This is a genomic window from Rossellomorea sp. ABR4_004, assembly GCF_056159585.1.
Window position 1 is genome coordinate 573,984 of record NZ_JBSWVM010000001.1, and the last position, 16,703, is coordinate 590,686.

Here is a 16,703-nt window from a genome sequence, read left to right on the forward strand (position 1 = left end):
ATCTTACCCTTAACTGCATTATAGCAATCGACAGGATTTAACGTCAGAAGTCTGACATCTACATTCTACTTTTTCCTTTCTAAAAAAACAAGAGAGATCCCTTAAAGAATACTATTTTCTTTAAGACATCTCTCTTCGCCTTTTAAGCCCGCGGATGAAATTGTGAATATACATCCTTTAAGCGTGTTTTCGTTACATGTGTGTAAATTTGGGTGGTGGAAATGTCTGCATGACCGAGCATTTCCTGTACTGCCCGGAGGTCTGCCCCATTCTCCAATAAGTGGGTTGCGAATGAGTGCCTGAGTGTATGAGGAGTCAGATCTTTTTCGATATTAGCTTTTTTTGCAAGAGATTTTAAATTTTTCCAGAATCCTTGTCTTGTCAGCCCTTTACCATGATGATTTAAAAACAGGTGATCATCCCGATGCTTCTTGCTTCTTAATTTCAACCGGGCATCTTCTAAGTATTTCTCAAGAACATTCATGGCCGTTTGTCCGATGGGGATAATCCGTTCTTTATTCCCTTTTCCTATACATCGGACAAATCCCATGGTCAAGTGGACATCATCCAGTTTTAGTTGAATGAGTTCACTTACCCTGATACCTGTCGCATAAAGGATTTCAAGCATCGCTTTATCTCTCATCCCAAGTGGCGTAGATTCCTCTGGGGCTTCGAGTAAAGCTTCCACTTCAGCTATGCTTAAAATCTTCGGAAGCGTCCGCTCCGTTTTTGGTGTCTCGATATGCACAGTCGGATCTTGTTCCGTCGCTTTTTCTCTTAGCAAAAATTGATGGAAAGAACGGATAGATGCAACATGACGTGCAACTGTCTTTGAAGATTTCCCCTGACTCTTTAAGTGACCGAGAAATTGGACTATGTTCATTCTCGAAACGGCGTTCAGTTCCGATATTTCTTCCACTTTCGCTAAGTATAGTGCATAATTCTTTAAGTCACGCTGGTACGACTCTATCGTATTTTTGGCCAGTCCTTTTTCTACTATTAAAAAGTGCATGAAATCTTGAATATGGTCTTCCACACTGCATTACTCCCCGTTCATATAAAAAAATAATAGCCTATCATACCAATGGCTTTCTTCATCCGTCACAGAAGAATAAACCTTGACTGCTGCTCCTTCGGGTTCATCATATCTGTGATAGCCTTCGTATTCTTCACTGATCCACATAATACCATAGTAAAACAAAATCGTTGATCCGGTAAACAAAATAAACACTTTAATGGTTTGCCATACCATTTGAATTCCTTTTATCATCCTGTCGTCCTCCATATTCGGTACTAACGCTTATTAATACAAGCTATGACGTTTTTAATCTGTTTTATACCTTATGGAGTTAAAACGGTGAAAATTTCTGTCCGTGTATATAAAAAAGCCTTAAAGAGTATGTATGGGATGTTTCAAATAAGAAACAACGACAGGAATCTTTAAGGGCTTTTCGGCATCATATTTATTCTTCTGGGTCCTCTTCTTTATCCTGGCATCTGGAACAAATACCATGAAAGGTAAGGCGGTGATCTTTTATTTTAAATTTCCAATCTCGTTCAACTATCGCTTCCACGTCTTCTAAGAGATCTTCTTGTATTTCATCAACCGCTCCACATTCAATACATACTAAATGATGATGAAAGTGGGCTGCCCCTTCTTGTCTGAGATCATAACGCGATACACCATCGCCAAAATTGATTTTATCCACAATTTTCAGTTCAGATAACAATTCCAACGTACGATATACGGTTGCCAGTCCAATTTCCGGAGATTTTTCCTTAACGAGGAGGTATACATCTTCGGCGCTGAGGTGATCTTCTTCATGTTCCAATAAAACGCGTACCGTTGCTTCGCGCTGCGGCGTAAGCTTGTAGCTGGCAGAATGAAGTTGCTTTTTGATTCTTTCAATACGGCTTTCCATAGTCCTCTCCTCCCTCGTCAATGTCCTTACTATTATATCAAAAAGGGAGGAATAAGCAAAATAAAATAATTATAATTAAACAAATAAAACGATTCTTATATAAGAATCGTTTTATTTTATTTTTGAAATTACCGCTTCCATTAAGTTAGGAGAAAGATACGCTTCTATACTGGCTGCAATCGTGACGATCCCTATAGCCACCACCAAGAAAATCACGTACCTGGATAAGAACGGAATCATCTGAAACTGCATGGATGAAGTCTGCCTCATGAATATCTTTCGAATCAGCGTAAGAGAGAAACTGGCGCTGATCGCTCCGATGAAAATAAACGCCGGAATAATGATGATATTTTGCGGTAGGACGCTGACAAATGATAATAAAAACCCGCTCCATCCCATTTGATTCACCAGGAAACCTACTGAAAATCCAACCACTACACCCTTCATAAATAATAGAACGAAGATGAGGGGAAGTCCAATAATCGAGATTCCCAGTAACCACATCAATCCAAGATACTTTACATTATGAAGAAAGCTCTGACGGAACAACTCTTCTGCTGAGGTCATACTGCCATCTTCCATTTCGCTGAAGAATTTACTTAAATAGAAATAAAGGTCTTCCTTTTGGGCAAAAGACAATGAATTGACTACGATTGCCCCAAAAATGATCCCCATTAAAAATAGCGTAATGATAAATAAATAGATCGAGGAATGTGCTTGTACATGTTGAACGAGTGGATTTGAATTTGATATTTTTTTGCGCATCACAGTGCTCCTCCTAGATATCGATTACTAATCTATATGTAGGCCGGGACAGGTTTATTCTTCTCTCTTCTATTCTATTGAACTTCCATGGGGATAACCGTATAATCATAGAAACCTTATGGTGGAAGTGGAGGAACATATTATGAGCAATCCAAGTTTAATCGAGTTTCCCGATAAGATTGAAACACCCCGCCTTTATATTAGACCGTGCATGCCCGGAGACGGATCTGAAGTCTTTATTGCCATCTCTGAATCAAGAAATGAATTAAAACCCTGGCTTCCCTTCGCCCGTAAAGAACAATCCCTGGAAGAAGTGGAGGCGGGAGTACGGGATTCCTATGCAGAATTTATAAAAAAGACCGACATCCGACTCCATATTTATCTGAAAGAAACAGATGAATTTATTGGATCTACAGGTTTGCACCGCATCGATTGGAACGTGCCAAAAGTGGAAATAGGATATTGGCTTCACACGAAGCACACTAAAAAAGGATATATCGTTGAAGCCGTGAATGCGTTAACACATTTCGCCTTAAATGACCTTCGCTGCCAGCGGGTGGAAATTCGCTGCGATGAGAGAAATGCAGGTTCCAAAAGAGTACCTGAAAAACTGGGATTTACTCTTGAAGGCATCATTCGTCATGATCATCTTGACGAAAATGGGAAAGCTGCACAAAATACATGTGTTTATTCTCTGATACCAGGGGACTCAATCATTTGATATTCGTGGGAATTGATTGGGTTACAAAGATTGTGAATCCATGAACATTTTAGTCCATTTAGAGTTAAAGCCATTACCTTTTGAGTTTTTCAGCTGAAAAATGACTTCATTGAGGGAGAATACGCTCTCAAAACAGGGGCTGGGCGCTTCGAATACGGGAAAGTGAAGCCCCGATTGCGTCATTCTGGCGTTTATTGCGTCAAAATTAGTCTTAATTGCGTCAATTCTTCAATATAAACCATTATTTACCAAGAGCAAGAAAGCTGAACTCCTATTCCTAAGGAGTCCAGCTTTCTTTCAAATATATCTCTTAATTAGTAAGCATCTGCAGTTGCAGATATTGAACGGCATAAGCCGTTTTTGCATCGTAAATCCGCTGTTCCTTTATTAGTTGCACCGCTTCCTCGACTGTTACTTCAATCAACTCTACAAATTCATCTTCATCCGTTTCTTTCGATTCCTGAATGGGATAAAGATCGTGAGCGATATACAAATGAACTAGCTCATCTGCAAATCCGGGAGACGTGTAAAACGAAATCAAATGCTCCAGGTTCCCACATCCGTAGCCCGTTTCTTCTTCCAATTCGCGAAGGGCTGTTTTACCGGGCTCTTCCCCGGGTTCGAGCTTCCCTGCAGGAATTTCGATGATGGATTTCTCCAACGCTTTGCGATATTGTTCCACCATGACAAGTTTCCCCTCGGGTGTTAACGCAATAACAGCAACAGCCCCAGGATGCTTAATCAGTTCTCTCTTGGAAGTCTTTCCATTGGGAAGCTCTACTTCATCCACCTGAAGATCAATGATTTTCCCTTGATAGATGGTTTCTGTTTTAATCGTCTTTTCTTCAAATTTTTTCATCCGCTCAACTCTCCTTGTTCTGTCATTGACCTTGTCCTCATACATTTTACCATATCCCATTCGAGGATCGAGGTGAAACCCCTTGAAGGTGATTGCTGAAAAAGACCGGATCATCCTGGTAGGTAAGGCATGGGAAATCAGGGAGAAGCTGAAGCAATATAATCAAACCTACGCTACGGTGAAGGAATGGATCGAAGCCAATCGTTGAAACCAGCCGTATCTTTTGTTTATTCGTCCCGACTTTCGTTAATATAATAGAGAGTGCTAAAGTCGAAAGGACGGATACAATGGAAAAAAGACAAATAGGGAGTTCCGATTTACTTGTATCAAAGATGGGACTCGGTTGTATGTCACTTGGAACTGAAGAGAAAGCTGCCAAGGAAATTGTACAACACGCTTTAGAGAATGGGATCAATTATCTTGATACCGCTGATTTATATGACTTTGGTCAAAATGAAGAAATAGTGGGTAACGCTATCCGTGAGGTCCGAGATGACATTATTCTTGCCACAAAGGTAGGAAATCGTTGGGATGACGTGGAAGATGGCTGGCGCTGGGATCCTTCCAAATCCTATATCAAGTCTGCCGTCAAGGATAGCTTATCTCGCCTGAATGTCGACTATATCGATCTTTATCAGCTTCATGGCGGGACGATTGAAGATCATTTTGAAGAAACGATCGAGGCATTTGAAGAATTAAAGAGTGAAGGTTTGATCCGCCATTATGGAATCTCCTCCATCCGGCCGAATGTCATTAAGAGATTCCTGAAGAGTTCTTCCATAGAGAGCGTGATGATGCAGTACAGCTTACTGGATCGCCGCCCGGAAGAATGGATGGACCTATTGGATGAGCATAAGGTGAGTATCGTGGCCCGGGGGCCTTTGGCAAAAGGAATTCTTTCTGATAAAATGCTTTCCAAAGCTTCTGCGAAAATGAAAGAGAGTGGGTATCTGGACTATTCTTACCAAGAGCTTCAAGAAACGATCGAGTCCATTCATAGCGAAATGGGCGACCAGCACAAAATGAATGAGCTTGCCCTCCAATATATTCTTTCCCACCAACCGGTTGCAGCCGTGGTTCCGGGAGCAAGTTCCGTTCAGCAGCTTCAGGAGAATATTGATGCGGTCAATGCAAGGCCATTATCTACTGAGGCGTTGGATATGCTTAAACACTTAACTAAATTATCACGGTATGAGCAACATAGGGATTGAGTGTACAAAAAAATAAGCGGGGCAGGGTTCTTACTTCCCTTCCCGCTTATTTTTTTCATACCAATTTACCGCCTTTTTCTCCAAATCCTTCACAAATTGGTCTTTCCCTTGAATGTAGCCTTCCATATCACGTGGGAATTTCTTTGCAAGCCTTGATTTCAGTTCACCATATCTCTCTGCTTCCGCACTATATTCCTTTAAATAATCACGAAACGCTAAGTGCCTGATCACATGATTGATTCCATAAGGGAAAACATGAAGATGTACGGCCCTCTCATTACCTTCTCCCTTATAGAAGTAGCGACGGTTCGGGATACCATTCTCCCCTTTCCCTACAAAATCCAGTTTGCTGAATTCTTCTGTCCGGTCATCAATACTTTCAAGGTCAGGTACTTCTATAAGAATATCGATAATCGGTTTGGCGGCCAATCCTGGCACCGACGTCGAGCCGATATGATGGATGGTTGCATCCGGGAGAATCTTTTCGAGTAAACGCTTTTCTGTTTCGAATTTTTCTTTCCATTCTGCTTGATGTGGTACTACTTTTACATCCCTCATCAATCCTTGTAACTTTTCCAATCCATGCTGCTTTCATTCAGCAGCTCTTCAAAGCTCTTATTCTTTTCCCGCTGCTTTTTCTCTTCTATTTTTTTTAGACGCTCTTCTTCCTTTTTCACAGACTCTACTTTTTCAAGCTCTTTCTTTTTCTGCTTTAATTGTTCGAATAGATCCTGGTTGATCGAATTCTTTAACGTCATTTCTGCTTCCTGTTTCTTTTTCTTAGACATGTGCTGATTCCCCCTATCTGTCATAGTTATAAATCTTTTTTGGGTTTTAGTCAAAAGTCAGGCTCAAAAAAAGCCGGTCAAAAGGGGACACGCCCCTTATAACCGACTCTTTCCATCAATAGGCTTCCAATTTCACATCTTCTCCTACAATCAACGTCGCATCTGTGGATGATTGGATATCCTCCACAGAGAAGCCGTTGGCAACTTCACGAAGCAGCAAGCCTTCATCCGTCACATCCATCACGGCTCGATCGGTGATGATCCGGTGTACGACGCCTTTCCCTGTCAGAGGCAAGGTGCATTCTTTCAGGATTTTGCTCTCACCGGCTTTATTCACGTGCTCCATGATGACGATGATGCGCTGGGCTCCGTGGACGAGATCCATCGCTCCACCCATACCTTTGATCATCTTTCCAGGTATCATCCAGTTGGCAAGATCACCATTTTCGGCTACTTCCATCCCACCCAGGATGGCAATATTGATGTGGCCTCCACGGATCATCCCGAATGATTCCGAGCTATCAAAGTAAGAGGAGCCTGGAATCGCCGTAACGGTTTCTTTCCCGGCGTTGATGAGGTCTGCATCGACTTCATCTTCTGCCGGATATGGTCCGATTCCGAGTAATCCATTTTCAGATTGAAGAACAACCTGTTTGTTTTCTGTAATATAGTTGGCTACCAGTGTAGGCATCCCGATTCCTAAGTTGACATAGAAACCATCTTCTATTTCCTTTTCCGCTCTTCTTGCGATTCTTTCACGCATTTTGGCACGATCCATCACGTTCCACTCTCCCCTCTATGCTTGTTTCACAGTTCTTCTTTCAATGCGTTTTTCCTGATCTGACTGAATCAGTCGCTGCACGTAGATGCTTGGGGTATGCACTTCATTCGGGTTTATGTCCCCGATTTCAACAAGCTCTTCTACTTCAGCGATCGTCACTTTCCCTGCTGCCGCGATCATCGGGTTAAAGTTTTGAGCCGTTTTGTTATAAATCAGATTTCCCATCTTGTCCGCCTTCCACGCCCGTACAAGTGAGAAGTCTGCCGTATAGGCTTCTTCTAATAAATATTCTTTTCCATTAAATGTGCGGGTCTCTTTTCCTTCCGCTACCGGTGTCCCGACTCCTGCCGGCGTGTAGAATGCAGGAATCCCTGCTCCACCTGCGCGGATTTTCTCTGCAAGCGTACCTTGTGGAACCAACTCCACTTCCAGTTCACCAGATAAGACCTGTCTTTCAAATTCTTTGTTTTCCCCGACATAGGAGCCTATCATTTTATCAATCTGCTTATTTTTCAATAATAAACCTAAGCCCCAGTCGTCTACACCACAATTATTTGAAATGACGGTCAGGTTTTTCACACCTTTTTCTACAAGGGCAAGAATGAGCTTTTCAGGGATCCCGCACAGACCGAATCCTCCAACCATTAAAGTGGCTCCATCGTGGATGTCTGCCACCGCTTCGTCATATGAAGTGTATACTTCTTTCATTGTATTCCCTCCTTGAATCTGGATCTTTTCTATTGCTTATTTATGAAGTTCAACGACTGTTGCTACTCCCTGTCCACCACCGATACAAAGGGTAGCCAGTCCGTTTTGTACGCCTCTTTTCTTCATCTCATGAATCAGTGTCACCAGAATCCGCGTTCCACTGGCTCCAATCGGGTGACCTAATGCAATGGCTCCACCGTTTACGTTTAGAGCATCCTTTTTGAATTGAAGTTCTTTATCCACCGCTAATGATTGAGCGGCAAACGCTTCATTTGCTTCAATTAATTCCATATCTTCAATCGTCAGCTTTGTTTTTTCCAATACTTTTTTAACGGCAGCAACAGGGCCGATCCCCATAACGCTTGGATCAACGCCGGCATTGGCGTTCCCTTTAATCGTCACTAGAGGTGTGATGCCCAGTTCGTCTGCTTTCTTCTTCGACATGACGACAACGGCAGCGGCTCCATCATTGATACCGGATGCATTTCCTGCTGTTACACTGCCATCTTTTTTGAATGCAGCCCGGAGACCGGATAACTTCTCGGCAGTCGACCCTTTACGAGGGAATTCATCCTGCTTGAATACAACTGGGTCTCCTTTTCGCTGAGGGATATGTACCGGTACGATTTCATCTTCAAATCGGCCGGATTCAATTGCAGCAGCGGCCTTTTGCTGGCTCCAGGCCGCAAATTCGTCCTGCTCTTCACGTGTAAGGGAATAGCGGTCGCATAGATTCTCTGCCGTTACTCCCATATGATAATCATTAAAGGCACACCATAAGCCGTCGGAAATCATGCTGTCGACCACCTTCTGGTCTCCCATTTTGTATCCTTCTCTTGCTCCTTTTAATAAATATGGAGCCTGACTCATATTTTCCATTCCACCTGCAACGATGATATCTGCATCCCCGGCAAGGATGGCCTGCGTTGCGAGATGAACCGTTTTTAATCCTGATCCACACACTTTATTTATCGTCATGGCAGGTACATGCTCAGGCAGTCCCGCTTTGATGGATGCTTGGCGGGCCGGATTTTGACCTAATCCTGCCTGCAATACATTCCCCATGATCACTTCATCTACATCACTTGCATTTAATCCAGCCTTCTCTAAGGCATCTTTAATGACAATCGCTCCAAGTTCCGGAGCTGAAATGCCTTTTAAAGTTCCGTTAAAGCTTCCGATGGCTGTGCGCACGGCGCTCACAATGACGACTTCATTCGACATCTTTCTTCCTCCCTTTCTCTTCTGACTGATTGGTTTGCCTATGACTAACATTTATAAACAGTTCCACTTTAACTCATTCTATGTAAGCGGTTAAATCCCTCTAAATTTGTCAAAAAATTTTTATATTGATTTATATGTCGAAATTTTCTTAAAATGAAAGAGGGAGGGAAATTATGAATTTACCTAAAAAAGCAACGATTATTGAAGTAGGTCCGAGAGACGGATTACAAAACGAGAAGAACTTTGTTCCGACTGATGTAAAAAAAGAGTTTATCCTTCGGCTGAAGCAATCAGGAATCAGGGAAATGGAGCTGACTTCGTTTGTGTCTCCCAAATGGGTTCCCCAGATGAGGGATGCGAGTGATATTGTCGACTCCTGCATGACAATTGATTCAAGAGATATCGTTCTCGCACCCAATAAAAAGGGAATCGAGCGGGTATATGAAACGGGCTGTCGATCAGTGGCCGTTTTTGTTGGGGTAAGCAATACGTTTAATCAGAAAAACATTAATAAAACGACAGATGAAGCTCTTAAAGGCCTGTCCCCTCTGATTTCAGAGTTAAAAGAGCGGGGGTACTTCGTGAGAGCTTGTATCTCCACTGCTTTCTACTGCCCATATGAAGGGAAGGTCTTACCAGAGAATACTCTTTCTCTTTGTCAGGAATTTGTTTCATTGGGTGTGGATGAATTGAGCGTCGCTGACACGATAGGAAGGGCTAACCCATCTGAAGCATATCATCTCTTTGCGTTACTGAAACAGGAATTGCCCCACACTTTACTGACAGCGCATTTCCATGACACACGTAAGATGGCACTTGCTAATATCCTTGCGTCGCTTCAAGCGGGAGTTGACCGCTTTGACACCTCTGCCGGCGGACTGGGAGGCTGTCCTTTCGCCCCTGGGGCAACAGGGAACGTAGCAACTGAGGATGTTGTATATATGTTAGAAGAAATGGGAGTCTCCACCGAAATTGATTTAGGGAAACTGGCCCATGCCATCGAGCTGGTGAAGCCCCATGTCAGCCGCCCCATTGAAAGCGGTTACTACCGCCTGTATGAATTAAATCAATCATGAATACCTTCCTTCTCCTTCGAGCATTCTAATCTAGATAAAACTAGAAGGAGATGAGTTCAATGAGTCAAAAACGTGATAAAGGCTTCAGCCAAAAGGGCAAACCTAACTCAGATACGGTTTCTAATCCGATGGCTAAGGAAGAACTTGAAAAAGCCATTCATCCTACTAAAGGGCAAAATGCTAAATCTTAAATATCCATTCAGGAAAGTGTCCCTTTTTAAGGGACACTTTTTCTTTGTATTCCCCTGTTCAAAAATTCCTCTTTTTTCCTCCTTTTGCTACAATATGAGTAAGAATGATATTGCTTGAGGTGTTGAAGATGAAAAAGAAACTCGCTATCCTTGGCGGTACCCTTTCGTCCATAGGTCTGCTTGGGATTTATATTACGAATCGTTTTATGTACTTACCCAAAAAGGGAGATGACTTTATCCGTTCTCGTGAAACAGGATCGACCAGGCTGATTGAAGAGGATTATGACTCACTTCCTAAAGAAGAGGTGTTGATCCCTTCCCAATACGGATATAACATTAAAGCGATTTTTGTGAAGCCTCACCCCCATAAAAAATTCATGATCTTTTCCCACGGGGTTACAGAAAACAAATGGAACTCGATCAAGTATATGAACCTTTTCATCAAACAGGGATTCAATGCCGTGATTTATGATCATCGTCGGCATGGGGAGTCCGGTGGGAAGACGACAAGTTACGGATATTTTGAAAAGTATGATTTAAAGGCTGTTGTGGATGAGTTGATCCGTCGTGAAGGGGACGACGTGTTCTTTGGAATCCATGGTGAATCCATGGGGGCTGCGACTCTCCTTTTATACGCCGGCAGTGTGGAAGACCGGGCCAATTTTTATATTGCCGATTGCCCTTTTTCCGACTTTGGCGAACAGCTCGCCTATCGTATGAGTGTAGAAGTGAAAATGCCGGCAAAATTTCTCCTTCCCCTCGTAGGTGGCACACTAAAGCTGCGACAAGGGTACACATTAAAGGATTTATCACCTATATCGGTTGTTCAAAATATCAGGAAACCCGTGTTATTTATCCACAGTACAAATGATGACTTTATCCTGCCTCAAATGACGAGAGATTTATATGAAAAAAAACAGGGACCAAAAGAGCTGTTTCTCGATTTCCGTGGCACTCATGCTCAATCGTATAATGACAACCCTGAGGAATATGAACAATTGATTCAACGGTTTCTTCACCAATTTGTATTAAATGAAAGGGATGATGTTTCTTGATTCCAACTGATTTCAGGTCAAAAATGCAAACCATGTACGGAGAATCGGGTGAAGGATGGATTTCAAACGTGGAAGAGCTTATGGTGATTTTGGAAGAAAGGCTGTGCTTAACCTACGGCGAGCCCTTTTCATTAAGCTACAATTTTGTGGTTCCTGTCCGAATTGATCATGAACGGGATGCAGTTCTAAAGATCGGGTATCCGAACAACGACTTCTCAAATGAGTTTCATGCTCTTCAAGATTTTCAAGGAAGGGGCATGGTGGAAGTTCTCGATTTCAATAAGGAGGAGGGATGGATTCTTTTAGATCGTCTGTTTCCTGGATTTTCCCTTCATTCTATTGAGCACGAAGAAGAAGTCCTCCATATCTTCACCCGTGTAGCCCAACGACTATGGCATAAGCCTGTCAGTTCTCATACCTACCCTACGGTTCACTCCTGGTCAAAGGGAATTGGGCGGTTGCGGGAAAGATTCAATGGTGGAAGCGGTCCCATTCCTGAAGAGCTTGTCTTAAAAGCTGAAACCCTCTTTCCTGAGTTACTCAACACCTCGACAGAGCTCTTTCTTCTACACGGTGACCTGCATCACGGAAACATTCTTTACTCCGAATCTTCCAGCTGGACGGCCATTGATCCCAAAGGGCTTATCGGAGAGAGAGAGTATGATTGTATTCAATTCATGCTAAATGAGTGGAAGAAATGGGATGCTCCCATAGAACTACTTCGATACAGAATTCAAACAATGACCTCTCTACTTTCCCTCTCTTATGAACGGTTGATTCTTTACGGGTTCTGTCATTCGGTTTTATCTGCATACTGGTCGATAGAGGACGGGATGGACGGGTGGAAGACTGGTGTTTCAGTGGCCCTCCTGTTTGAGGAATTGGTGAATGAACTAGATTAGTATCTATAGAACCAATTACCGCTGCTTTATCATAAATTGTTTTATATTATAAAAAGCCTCGGATCTTCGATGTTCTCAGATCTGAGGCTTTTATTTTCATTCTCCCGGAAACATCAAAAAGTTCATTCTCCCATTTATGATCTGGCCAGGACTCTTTAGCTGAAACGTATTGCTTTGTGAAGAAAAATCAATTTTTAACTCTTCGTCTAGGAATACCCTTTTTGATTTTTCTACCAGAATCGGATAGCTGTTCGTTTCTATCTTTATATCTTCACCTTCAACAGGGTGATGGACAAACCATAAGGTAGGAATACCGCTGACAACACAGCCGCAGCCTTCTGTATCGTATTTCAATTTAAGGTGACCATTCTGGGTTCCGATTTTATCTTGAATCTTTTTGGTTGCTTCGTTGGTTAGTTCAATTTTCATCCGACGACGACCTCCTCTATCCCTTATCCTATCACATTTCATTTGTTTCCTTTAGAATATTGCATTTTTCCTGTTTTCACTTTACTATCGATAAGGGGGATTCTTTTGTATTTTCTAGAAAGGGTGGTTTTTCATGGCAAAAGCTCAAATTAAAGTGAACGATAATGGTTCTTTTCGTGTAAGTGGCGACGTTGAACTGATTGATGCTGACGGAAATGTATTTCCAACGAAACAAGTGTTTACTCTTTGCCGTTGTGGTTTATCTACAAACATGCCGTTTTGTGACGCGTCTCATAAAGGAAAATTCGAATCATGTGTGCGCGCAGAAAAAGTATTGGACGAAGAGTAAATGGAATGAAAAGAGAGACTTCACCAGGATGAAGTCTCTCTTTTCATTGAGCTGTCAATCGAAAAAGCGAATGTCGACAATGCTAGCAAGTGGAATATAGTGTACGTCTTCAAACCTGTCTACGACGTGCAGCTTCCCTTCCAGTGAGTCGACATGATGAACGGTTCCAATCGATAATTGATGACGGTGCTTTACATAGTGAGTAATCGACACCAATTTACCAAATTCCATCGCCTCTGCGACGACTTCATTCATCCTGTCCAGTTCCTGCTCGTCAAGTTCGATCCTCTTCTCGTGCGTATCTTCCTTTGCCCAATCCCTCAGTAATTTCACGTGCTCCGGCAACATCATAGATGTCCATTTGATTCTTCCTCGGTCGCGGATCAATTCTCTCACCTCCTATATTTACGATTTATGTCCACCCACCAGGCGGGCACGATGCCTTGCTGTTCCTGCTTCTGTATAGGATACGGCCCGGAGAAGGGCTGCTGATCCATATTTATTTCGGATGCGGTCCACTACATACCCCAGCTCCCGCTTCTCCCATCGATTCGGCTCGAACAAAGAAATCTGCAAGGCCCCATCATCTACAATATTTGAAAGAGCGATGTTGATTTTCCGTACAGTTCTCCCGTTGTAATTCTCTTCAAACAACTCCAGGCATACACGATATAAATCCATGGTGATATTGGTCGGCTCCTCGATGGTCCGCGACCGGTGAAACCCTCCACCAAATTCTTCGTGACTGTAACCGACGCCAAAACTTATTGTTCTCCCCGCCTTGCGATGGGTACGGGCGCGTCTGGCGACTTCTTCACACATTTCTAAAATGACACGTTTGATTTCCTCTTTCTCCTTATAATCGCGCAGCAGGATCTGCCCCTTGCCAAAGCTGATTTGACCATCCATGATCGGAGCTCCTATTTCAGATAAATCAACTCCCCATGCGTGGTAATAAAGCTGATTTCCCATAACGCCGAACTTGGCCTCGAGCTTCTCCAGGTCATACTGCGCCAATTGCCCGACAGAGAAAATACCCATGCGATTGAGCGTTTTTTCCAAGCGTCCGCCAATCCCCCACATTTCACGTAAAGGCGATAACGGCCACAGCTTTTCCGGAACGTCTTCATAGGTCCATTCGGCGATCCCCTCTTTCTTTGCTTCGAGATCCAGGCAAAGCTTAGATAACAGCATATTGGGACCGATCCCTATGGCGCACGGCAGCTGAAACTCCCTTTCCATATCATCCTTGATTTTGCGGGCAATGGTCGTGGCATCCCCCCAGAGATTCGTCGCTCCATCAATCTTGATAAAACTTTCGTCCACGCTATACGTATGAATGGCATCTTTCGGTACGTAGCGATGGAACAATCGCGTCAACTCGGTTGAGATCCTGACGTACGTAGCCATTTTGGGCTCTACAAGACGGATGCGCGGGTCCTTTGGGATTTCAAACATCCGTGAGCCCGTTTTGATCCCAAAGTCCTTCTTCAGCCTGGGTGATGCCGCTAACACAATGCTTCCTTGGCGGTCCCTGTCCCCTACTACGGCCAAATGGCATTCAAGGGGATCGAGACCCAGCATGACAGCCGAACAGCTAGCATAAAAGCTCTTCATATCGATGCACAGAATCTTATGGTGTGGCAGCACACTGTAATCGACAGTCATATATTCGTCCTCCATTTTACCCAAAATAGAACAAACGTTCTTATATAGTATAGTTATGATTCTAACCGAATATACGTTCCCTTTCAACAAAAATTAATGGAAATAGAGAGAATAACAAGAAAAGCGGAGGCGGCTTGGTCAGGCCCGACAAGCACAACTGAAAAATCCCAAAAGGCGCTTTTCCTTATGGGATTTTTCAGTTGTGACCTCGAGGGACTAGCCGCCGGAGCTGGACAACAAGAAAAGCGGAAGGGGCTCGCCCTGGGGCGACAAGCATAAGACGAGTGACCCGGAAAGGCGCTCTTTGCCTTTTTGGGTCACTTGGCTTATGACCTCGAGCCCCAAGCCCCTGGAGCTGGACAATAGAAAAGCGGAGGCGGCTTGATCAGGCCCGACAAGCACAACTGAAAAATCCCAAAAGGCGCTTTTTGCCTTATGGGATTTTTCAGTTGTGACCTCGAGGGACTAGCCGCCGGAGCTGGACAACAAGAAAAGCGGAAGGGGCTCGCCCTGGGGCGACAAGCATAAGACGAGTGACCCGGAAAGGCGCTCTTTGCCTTTTTGGGTCACTTGGCTTATGACCTCGAGCCCCAAGCCCCTGGAGCTGGACATCAAGAAAAGCGGAAGGGCTTTGCCCAGAGGCGACAAGCATAAGGCGAACCTGCTGAAAAGGCGGGTTTTTGCCTTTTTGGCAGGTTTGACTTATGACCTCGAGCCTCTAAGCCCTGGAGCTGGACAAAAGAAAAGCGAAGGCGGCTTGGTCAGGCCCGACAACCATTTCAAAGATAGCCAAAGTCAAATACTGTCGAGATTTTTGATACGAAATGCATAGTCATATTTTCCTATAATTGCTAAAATTCAAATGAATACAAATTGTCAGGACGAGGAGGAGTAACATGGCGAAAGTGATTGTGATGTATGAAAAGCCCAAGGATCAAGAGGGATTCGAGGAGTATTACTTTAACACCCATATGCCGATTGCAGGAAAGGTCCCCCATGTAAAAAATGCGAACGTACAAAGGGTGGTATCCAATCAGAATACGGATTTGTCACTCTACCTAATAACGGAAATCGAGTTTGAAAACAAAACGGATATGAAAGAAGCGTTTGCTTCAGAAGAATGGAAAGCGGTTGAAGACGACGTTCCGAACTTCATGAAGTACTTAGAAAAGCCACCGATTATCACCATAGTCGATTAAGAATACTTATTCTGTGAAAAACAGAAAAGGCCAAAATCACATTTTGATTTTGGCCTTTTTCCATCAGCCTCTCCCGGCTTGGAATCCTGGATATTTCGTCATGCCCCCATCAGCGATGAGGGTGGTCCCTGTAACATAACTTGCCTGCTCTGAAGCCAAAAAGGCTGCACAGGATGCAATTTGCTCCGGTTCCCCGATATAGCCCATTGGAATGAGCTTTTCCACACCTTTTTTCTTTTCGGGATCGGAAAATTTTTCGGCATTGATGGGAGTATCAATGGCTCCGGGAGCAATGTTGTTTACCCGGATTCCATCGGGTGCGAATTCTAATGCAAGACTTTCCATTAATAATTTCACCCCGCCCTTACTGGCCGCATAATGAGCAAAGTGAGGCCAGGGAATGATTTCATGTACAGACGAAACGTTGATGATCGAGCCCTTGACTTTATGATCAAGCATGTATTTCGCTGCTTCGCGGCACCCGAGAAATGTACCGGTCAGATTGGTGTTGATGACTCTTTGCCAATCTTCAATGGGAAGGTTTTCAGAAGGGACTTCATTTTCAATCCCGGCGTTATTGACATATATGTCGAGGCGGCCATACGTCTCGTGCGCAAAATGGACAAAGCTCTGAACGTCTGCTTCTTTTGACACATCCCCTTGAATAATGGAGGCTGTTCCCCCTGCTTCTTCGATTTCCCTTACTAGTTCTTCAGGATTTTCTTCTTCTTTGAAATAATTAATGACCACTTTACAGCCTTCACTGGCAAATCGTTTCGCAATCGCCTTTCCTATTCCAGTAGCTGCTCCTGTTATAACGACAACCTTACCTGTTAAATCCGAATACATAGCCAT

23 protein-coding genes are annotated in these 16,703 nt (G+C 43.5%); 9 read left to right on the forward strand and 14 right to left on the reverse strand.

The genetic code is table 11. The features are described 5' to 3' along the window. Positions 1-142: 142 nt before the first annotated feature. The 4 genes from xerD to spoIIM all read right to left on the reverse strand — a co-directional run bounded on the left by xerD (position 143) and on the right by spoIIM (position 2,687). The gene (gene xerD / locus ACXAF2_RS03190) at positions 143-1,036 is read right to left on the reverse strand and encodes a site-specific tyrosine recombinase XerD (RefSeq protein WP_475137339.1); all 894 of its coding nucleotides are present in this window, start codon (positions 1,034-1,036) and stop codon (positions 143-145) included. Positions 1,037-1,042: 6 nt separating this feature from the next. Then, on the reverse strand, positions 1,043-1,270 hold the full coding sequence (locus tag ACXAF2_RS03195) for a YqzK family protein (RefSeq protein WP_113967599.1): 228 nt from the start codon (positions 1,268-1,270) through the stop codon (positions 1,043-1,045). Positions 1,271-1,463: 193 nt separating this feature from the next. Beyond that, complete coding sequence (gene fur, locus ACXAF2_RS03200; RefSeq protein WP_113967597.1) at positions 1,464-1,922, reverse strand: ferric iron uptake transcriptional regulator; 459 nt, start codon at positions 1,920-1,922, stop codon at positions 1,464-1,466. Between the two features lie 111 nt (positions 1,923-2,033). After that, positions 2,034-2,687, reverse strand: coding sequence for a stage II sporulation protein M (gene spoIIM / locus ACXAF2_RS03205; protein WP_113967595.1), 654 nt, complete (start codon positions 2,685-2,687; stop codon positions 2,034-2,036). A gap of 142 nt (positions 2,688-2,829) precedes the next feature. On the opposite strand from spoIIM, the gene ACXAF2_RS03210 reads away from it, so the two are divergent. Continuing rightward, positions 2,830-3,408, forward strand: a complete 579-nt coding sequence (locus tag ACXAF2_RS03210; RefSeq protein WP_475137340.1) for a GNAT family N-acetyltransferase — start codon at positions 2,830-2,832, stop codon at positions 3,406-3,408. A gap of 310 nt (positions 3,409-3,718) precedes the next feature. Here the strand turns inward: ACXAF2_RS03210 and ACXAF2_RS03215 are convergent, their stop codons facing one another. Beyond that, complete coding sequence (locus tag ACXAF2_RS03215) at positions 3,719-4,267, reverse strand: NUDIX hydrolase (protein ID WP_475137341.1); 549 nt, start codon at positions 4,265-4,267, stop codon at positions 3,719-3,721. A gap of 82 nt (positions 4,268-4,349) precedes the next feature. Between ACXAF2_RS03215 and mciZ the strand changes: the two genes are divergently transcribed. Both mciZ and ACXAF2_RS03225 read left to right on the forward strand, forming a co-directional pair. Beyond that, a complete protein-coding gene (gene mciZ / locus ACXAF2_RS03220; RefSeq protein ID WP_427596633.1) occupies positions 4,350-4,475 on the forward strand; it encodes a Z-ring formation inhibitor MciZ in 126 nt (41 codons plus the stop codon). A gap of 79 nt (positions 4,476-4,554) precedes the next feature. Continuing rightward, positions 4,555-5,478, forward strand: coding sequence for an aldo/keto reductase (locus ACXAF2_RS03225; protein WP_475137342.1), 924 nt, complete (start codon positions 4,555-4,557; stop codon positions 5,476-5,478). Positions 5,479-5,508: 30 nt separating this feature from the next. On the opposite strand, the gene ACXAF2_RS03230 is transcribed toward ACXAF2_RS03225, so the two are convergent. From ACXAF2_RS03230 to ACXAF2_RS03250, 5 genes are all read right to left on the reverse strand, one after another. After that, positions 5,509-6,057 (reverse strand): GrpB family protein, encoded by a 549-nt coding sequence (locus ACXAF2_RS03230; RefSeq protein WP_475137343.1) that lies wholly within the window; start codon positions 6,055-6,057, stop codon positions 5,509-5,511. Next, positions 6,036-6,266 carry a YqkE family protein gene (locus ACXAF2_RS03235; protein ID WP_149157685.1) on the reverse strand — a complete coding sequence of 77 codons (231 nt, stop codon included), beginning with the start codon at positions 6,264-6,266 and terminating at the stop codon, positions 6,036-6,038. Before ACXAF2_RS03235 ends, ACXAF2_RS03230 begins: the two co-directional genes overlap by 22 nt. 115 nt (positions 6,267-6,381) lie before the next feature. Continuing rightward, complete coding sequence (locus tag ACXAF2_RS03240) at positions 6,382-7,044, reverse strand: CoA transferase subunit B (RefSeq protein ID WP_475139083.1); 663 nt, start codon at positions 7,042-7,044, stop codon at positions 6,382-6,384. A gap of 18 nt (positions 7,045-7,062) precedes the next feature. Beyond that, a complete protein-coding gene (locus ACXAF2_RS03245) occupies positions 7,063-7,755 on the reverse strand; it encodes a CoA transferase subunit A (protein ID WP_475137344.1) in 693 nt (230 codons plus the stop codon). A gap of 36 nt (positions 7,756-7,791) precedes the next feature. Then, positions 7,792-8,979, reverse strand: coding sequence for an acetyl-CoA C-acetyltransferase (locus tag ACXAF2_RS03250; protein ID WP_475137345.1), 1,188 nt, complete (start codon positions 8,977-8,979; stop codon positions 7,792-7,794). Between the two features lie 173 nt (positions 8,980-9,152). On the opposite strand from ACXAF2_RS03250, the gene ACXAF2_RS03255 reads away from it, so the two are divergent. The 4 genes from ACXAF2_RS03255 to ACXAF2_RS03270 all read left to right on the forward strand — a co-directional run bounded on the left by ACXAF2_RS03255 (position 9,153) and on the right by ACXAF2_RS03270 (position 12,203). Further along, entirely contained in the window at positions 9,153-10,055 is a 903-nt protein-coding gene (locus ACXAF2_RS03255; RefSeq protein WP_475137346.1) for a hydroxymethylglutaryl-CoA lyase, read from the forward strand. A 59-nt stretch (positions 10,056-10,114) separates the two neighbouring features. After that, the gene (locus ACXAF2_RS03260) at positions 10,115-10,246 is read left to right on the forward strand and encodes a hypothetical protein (RefSeq protein ID WP_258549516.1); all 132 of its coding nucleotides are present in this window, start codon (positions 10,115-10,117) and stop codon (positions 10,244-10,246) included. A 128-nt stretch (positions 10,247-10,374) separates the two neighbouring features. Then, positions 10,375-11,301 (forward strand): alpha/beta hydrolase, encoded by a 927-nt coding sequence (locus ACXAF2_RS03265; RefSeq protein WP_475137347.1) that lies wholly within the window; start codon positions 10,375-10,377, stop codon positions 11,299-11,301. Then, entirely contained in the window at positions 11,298-12,203 is a 906-nt protein-coding gene (locus ACXAF2_RS03270) for an aminoglycoside phosphotransferase family protein (RefSeq protein ID WP_475137348.1), read from the forward strand. The genes ACXAF2_RS03265 and ACXAF2_RS03270 overlap by 4 nt, the downstream gene beginning before the upstream one ends. Before the next feature lie 96 nt (positions 12,204-12,299). Here ACXAF2_RS03270 and ACXAF2_RS03275 read toward each other — a convergent pair whose 3' ends face one another. Next, a complete protein-coding gene (locus ACXAF2_RS03275) occupies positions 12,300-12,632 on the reverse strand; it encodes an iron-sulfur cluster biosynthesis family protein (RefSeq protein WP_475137349.1) in 333 nt (110 codons plus the stop codon). 133 nt (positions 12,633-12,765) lie between these two features. Between ACXAF2_RS03275 and ACXAF2_RS03280 the strand changes: the two genes are divergently transcribed. Then, positions 12,766-12,981 (forward strand): CDGSH iron-sulfur domain-containing protein, encoded by a 216-nt coding sequence (locus ACXAF2_RS03280; RefSeq protein WP_113967576.1) that lies wholly within the window; start codon positions 12,766-12,768, stop codon positions 12,979-12,981. Positions 12,982-13,035: 54 nt separating this feature from the next. Here the strand turns inward: ACXAF2_RS03280 and ACXAF2_RS03285 are convergent, their stop codons facing one another. Next, the gene (locus ACXAF2_RS03285; protein WP_427596623.1) at positions 13,036-13,368 is read right to left on the reverse strand and encodes a YolD-like family protein; all 333 of its coding nucleotides are present in this window, start codon (positions 13,366-13,368) and stop codon (positions 13,036-13,038) included. A gap of 18 nt (positions 13,369-13,386) precedes the next feature. Continuing rightward, positions 13,387-14,649, reverse strand: coding sequence for a Y-family DNA polymerase (locus ACXAF2_RS03290; RefSeq protein WP_475137350.1), 1,263 nt, complete (start codon positions 14,647-14,649; stop codon positions 13,387-13,389). Between the two features lie 896 nt (positions 14,650-15,545). On the opposite strand from ACXAF2_RS03290, the gene ACXAF2_RS03295 reads away from it, so the two are divergent. Then, a complete protein-coding gene (locus tag ACXAF2_RS03295) occupies positions 15,546-15,848 on the forward strand; it encodes an EthD family reductase (RefSeq protein ID WP_475137351.1) in 303 nt (100 codons plus the stop codon). A gap of 63 nt (positions 15,849-15,911) precedes the next feature. On the opposite strand, the gene ACXAF2_RS03300 is transcribed toward ACXAF2_RS03295, so the two are convergent. Then, the gene (locus ACXAF2_RS03300) at positions 15,912-16,697 is read right to left on the reverse strand and encodes a glucose-1-dehydrogenase (protein ID WP_475137352.1); all 786 of its coding nucleotides are present in this window, start codon (positions 16,695-16,697) and stop codon (positions 15,912-15,914) included. Positions 16,698-16,703: the final 6 nt, after the last annotated feature.

Excerpts from the sequence above, each read along its gene's own strand:
- ACXAF2_RS03195 (WP_113967599.1), bottom strand. The coding sequence starts at position 1,270 with ATGATAAAAGGAATTCAAATGGTATGGCAAACCATTAAAGTGTTTATT.
- fur (WP_113967597.1), bottom strand. The coding sequence starts at position 1,922 with ATGGAAAGCCGTATTGAAAGAATCAAAAAGCAACTTCATTCTGCCAGC.
- spoIIM (WP_113967595.1), bottom strand. The coding sequence starts at position 2,687 with ATGCGCAAAAAAATATCAAATTCAAATCCACTCGTTCAACATGTACAA.
- ACXAF2_RS03210 (WP_475137340.1), top strand. The coding sequence starts at position 2,830 with ATGAGCAATCCAAGTTTAATCGAGTTTCCCGATAAGATTGAAACACCC.
- ACXAF2_RS03215 (WP_475137341.1), bottom strand. The coding sequence starts at position 4,267 with ATGAAAAAATTTGAAGAAAAGACGATTAAAACAGAAACCATCTATCAA.
- ACXAF2_RS03225 (WP_475137342.1), top strand. The coding sequence starts at position 4,555 with ATGGAAAAAAGACAAATAGGGAGTTCCGATTTACTTGTATCAAAGATG.
- ACXAF2_RS03235 (WP_149157685.1), bottom strand. The coding sequence starts at position 6,266 with ATGTCTAAGAAAAAGAAACAGGAAGCAGAAATGACGTTAAAGAATTCG.
- ACXAF2_RS03240 (WP_475139083.1), bottom strand. The coding sequence starts at position 7,044 with ATGGATCGTGCCAAAATGCGTGAAAGAATCGCAAGAAGAGCGGAAAAG.
- ACXAF2_RS03245 (WP_475137344.1), bottom strand. The coding sequence starts at position 7,755 with ATGAAAGAAGTATACACTTCATATGACGAAGCGGTGGCAGACATCCAC.
- ACXAF2_RS03250 (WP_475137345.1), bottom strand. The coding sequence starts at position 8,979 with ATGTCGAATGAAGTCGTCATTGTGAGCGCCGTGCGCACAGCCATCGGA.
- ACXAF2_RS03255 (WP_475137346.1), top strand. The coding sequence starts at position 9,153 with ATGAATTTACCTAAAAAAGCAACGATTATTGAAGTAGGTCCGAGAGAC.
- ACXAF2_RS03260 (WP_258549516.1), top strand. The coding sequence starts at position 10,115 with ATGAGTCAAAAACGTGATAAAGGCTTCAGCCAAAAGGGCAAACCTAAC.
- ACXAF2_RS03265 (WP_475137347.1), top strand. The coding sequence starts at position 10,375 with ATGAAAAAGAAACTCGCTATCCTTGGCGGTACCCTTTCGTCCATAGGT.
- ACXAF2_RS03275 (WP_475137349.1), bottom strand. The coding sequence starts at position 12,632 with ATGAAAATTGAACTAACCAACGAAGCAACCAAAAAGATTCAAGATAAA.
- ACXAF2_RS03280 (WP_113967576.1), top strand. The coding sequence starts at position 12,766 with ATGGCAAAAGCTCAAATTAAAGTGAACGATAATGGTTCTTTTCGTGTA.
- ACXAF2_RS03290 (WP_475137350.1), bottom strand. The coding sequence starts at position 14,649 with ATGACTGTCGATTACAGTGTGCTGCCACACCATAAGATTCTGTGCATC.
- ACXAF2_RS03295 (WP_475137351.1), top strand. The coding sequence starts at position 15,546 with ATGGCGAAAGTGATTGTGATGTATGAAAAGCCCAAGGATCAAGAGGGA.
- ACXAF2_RS03300 (WP_475137352.1), bottom strand. The coding sequence starts at position 16,697 with ATGTATTCGGATTTAACAGGTAAGGTTGTCGTTATAACAGGAGCAGCT.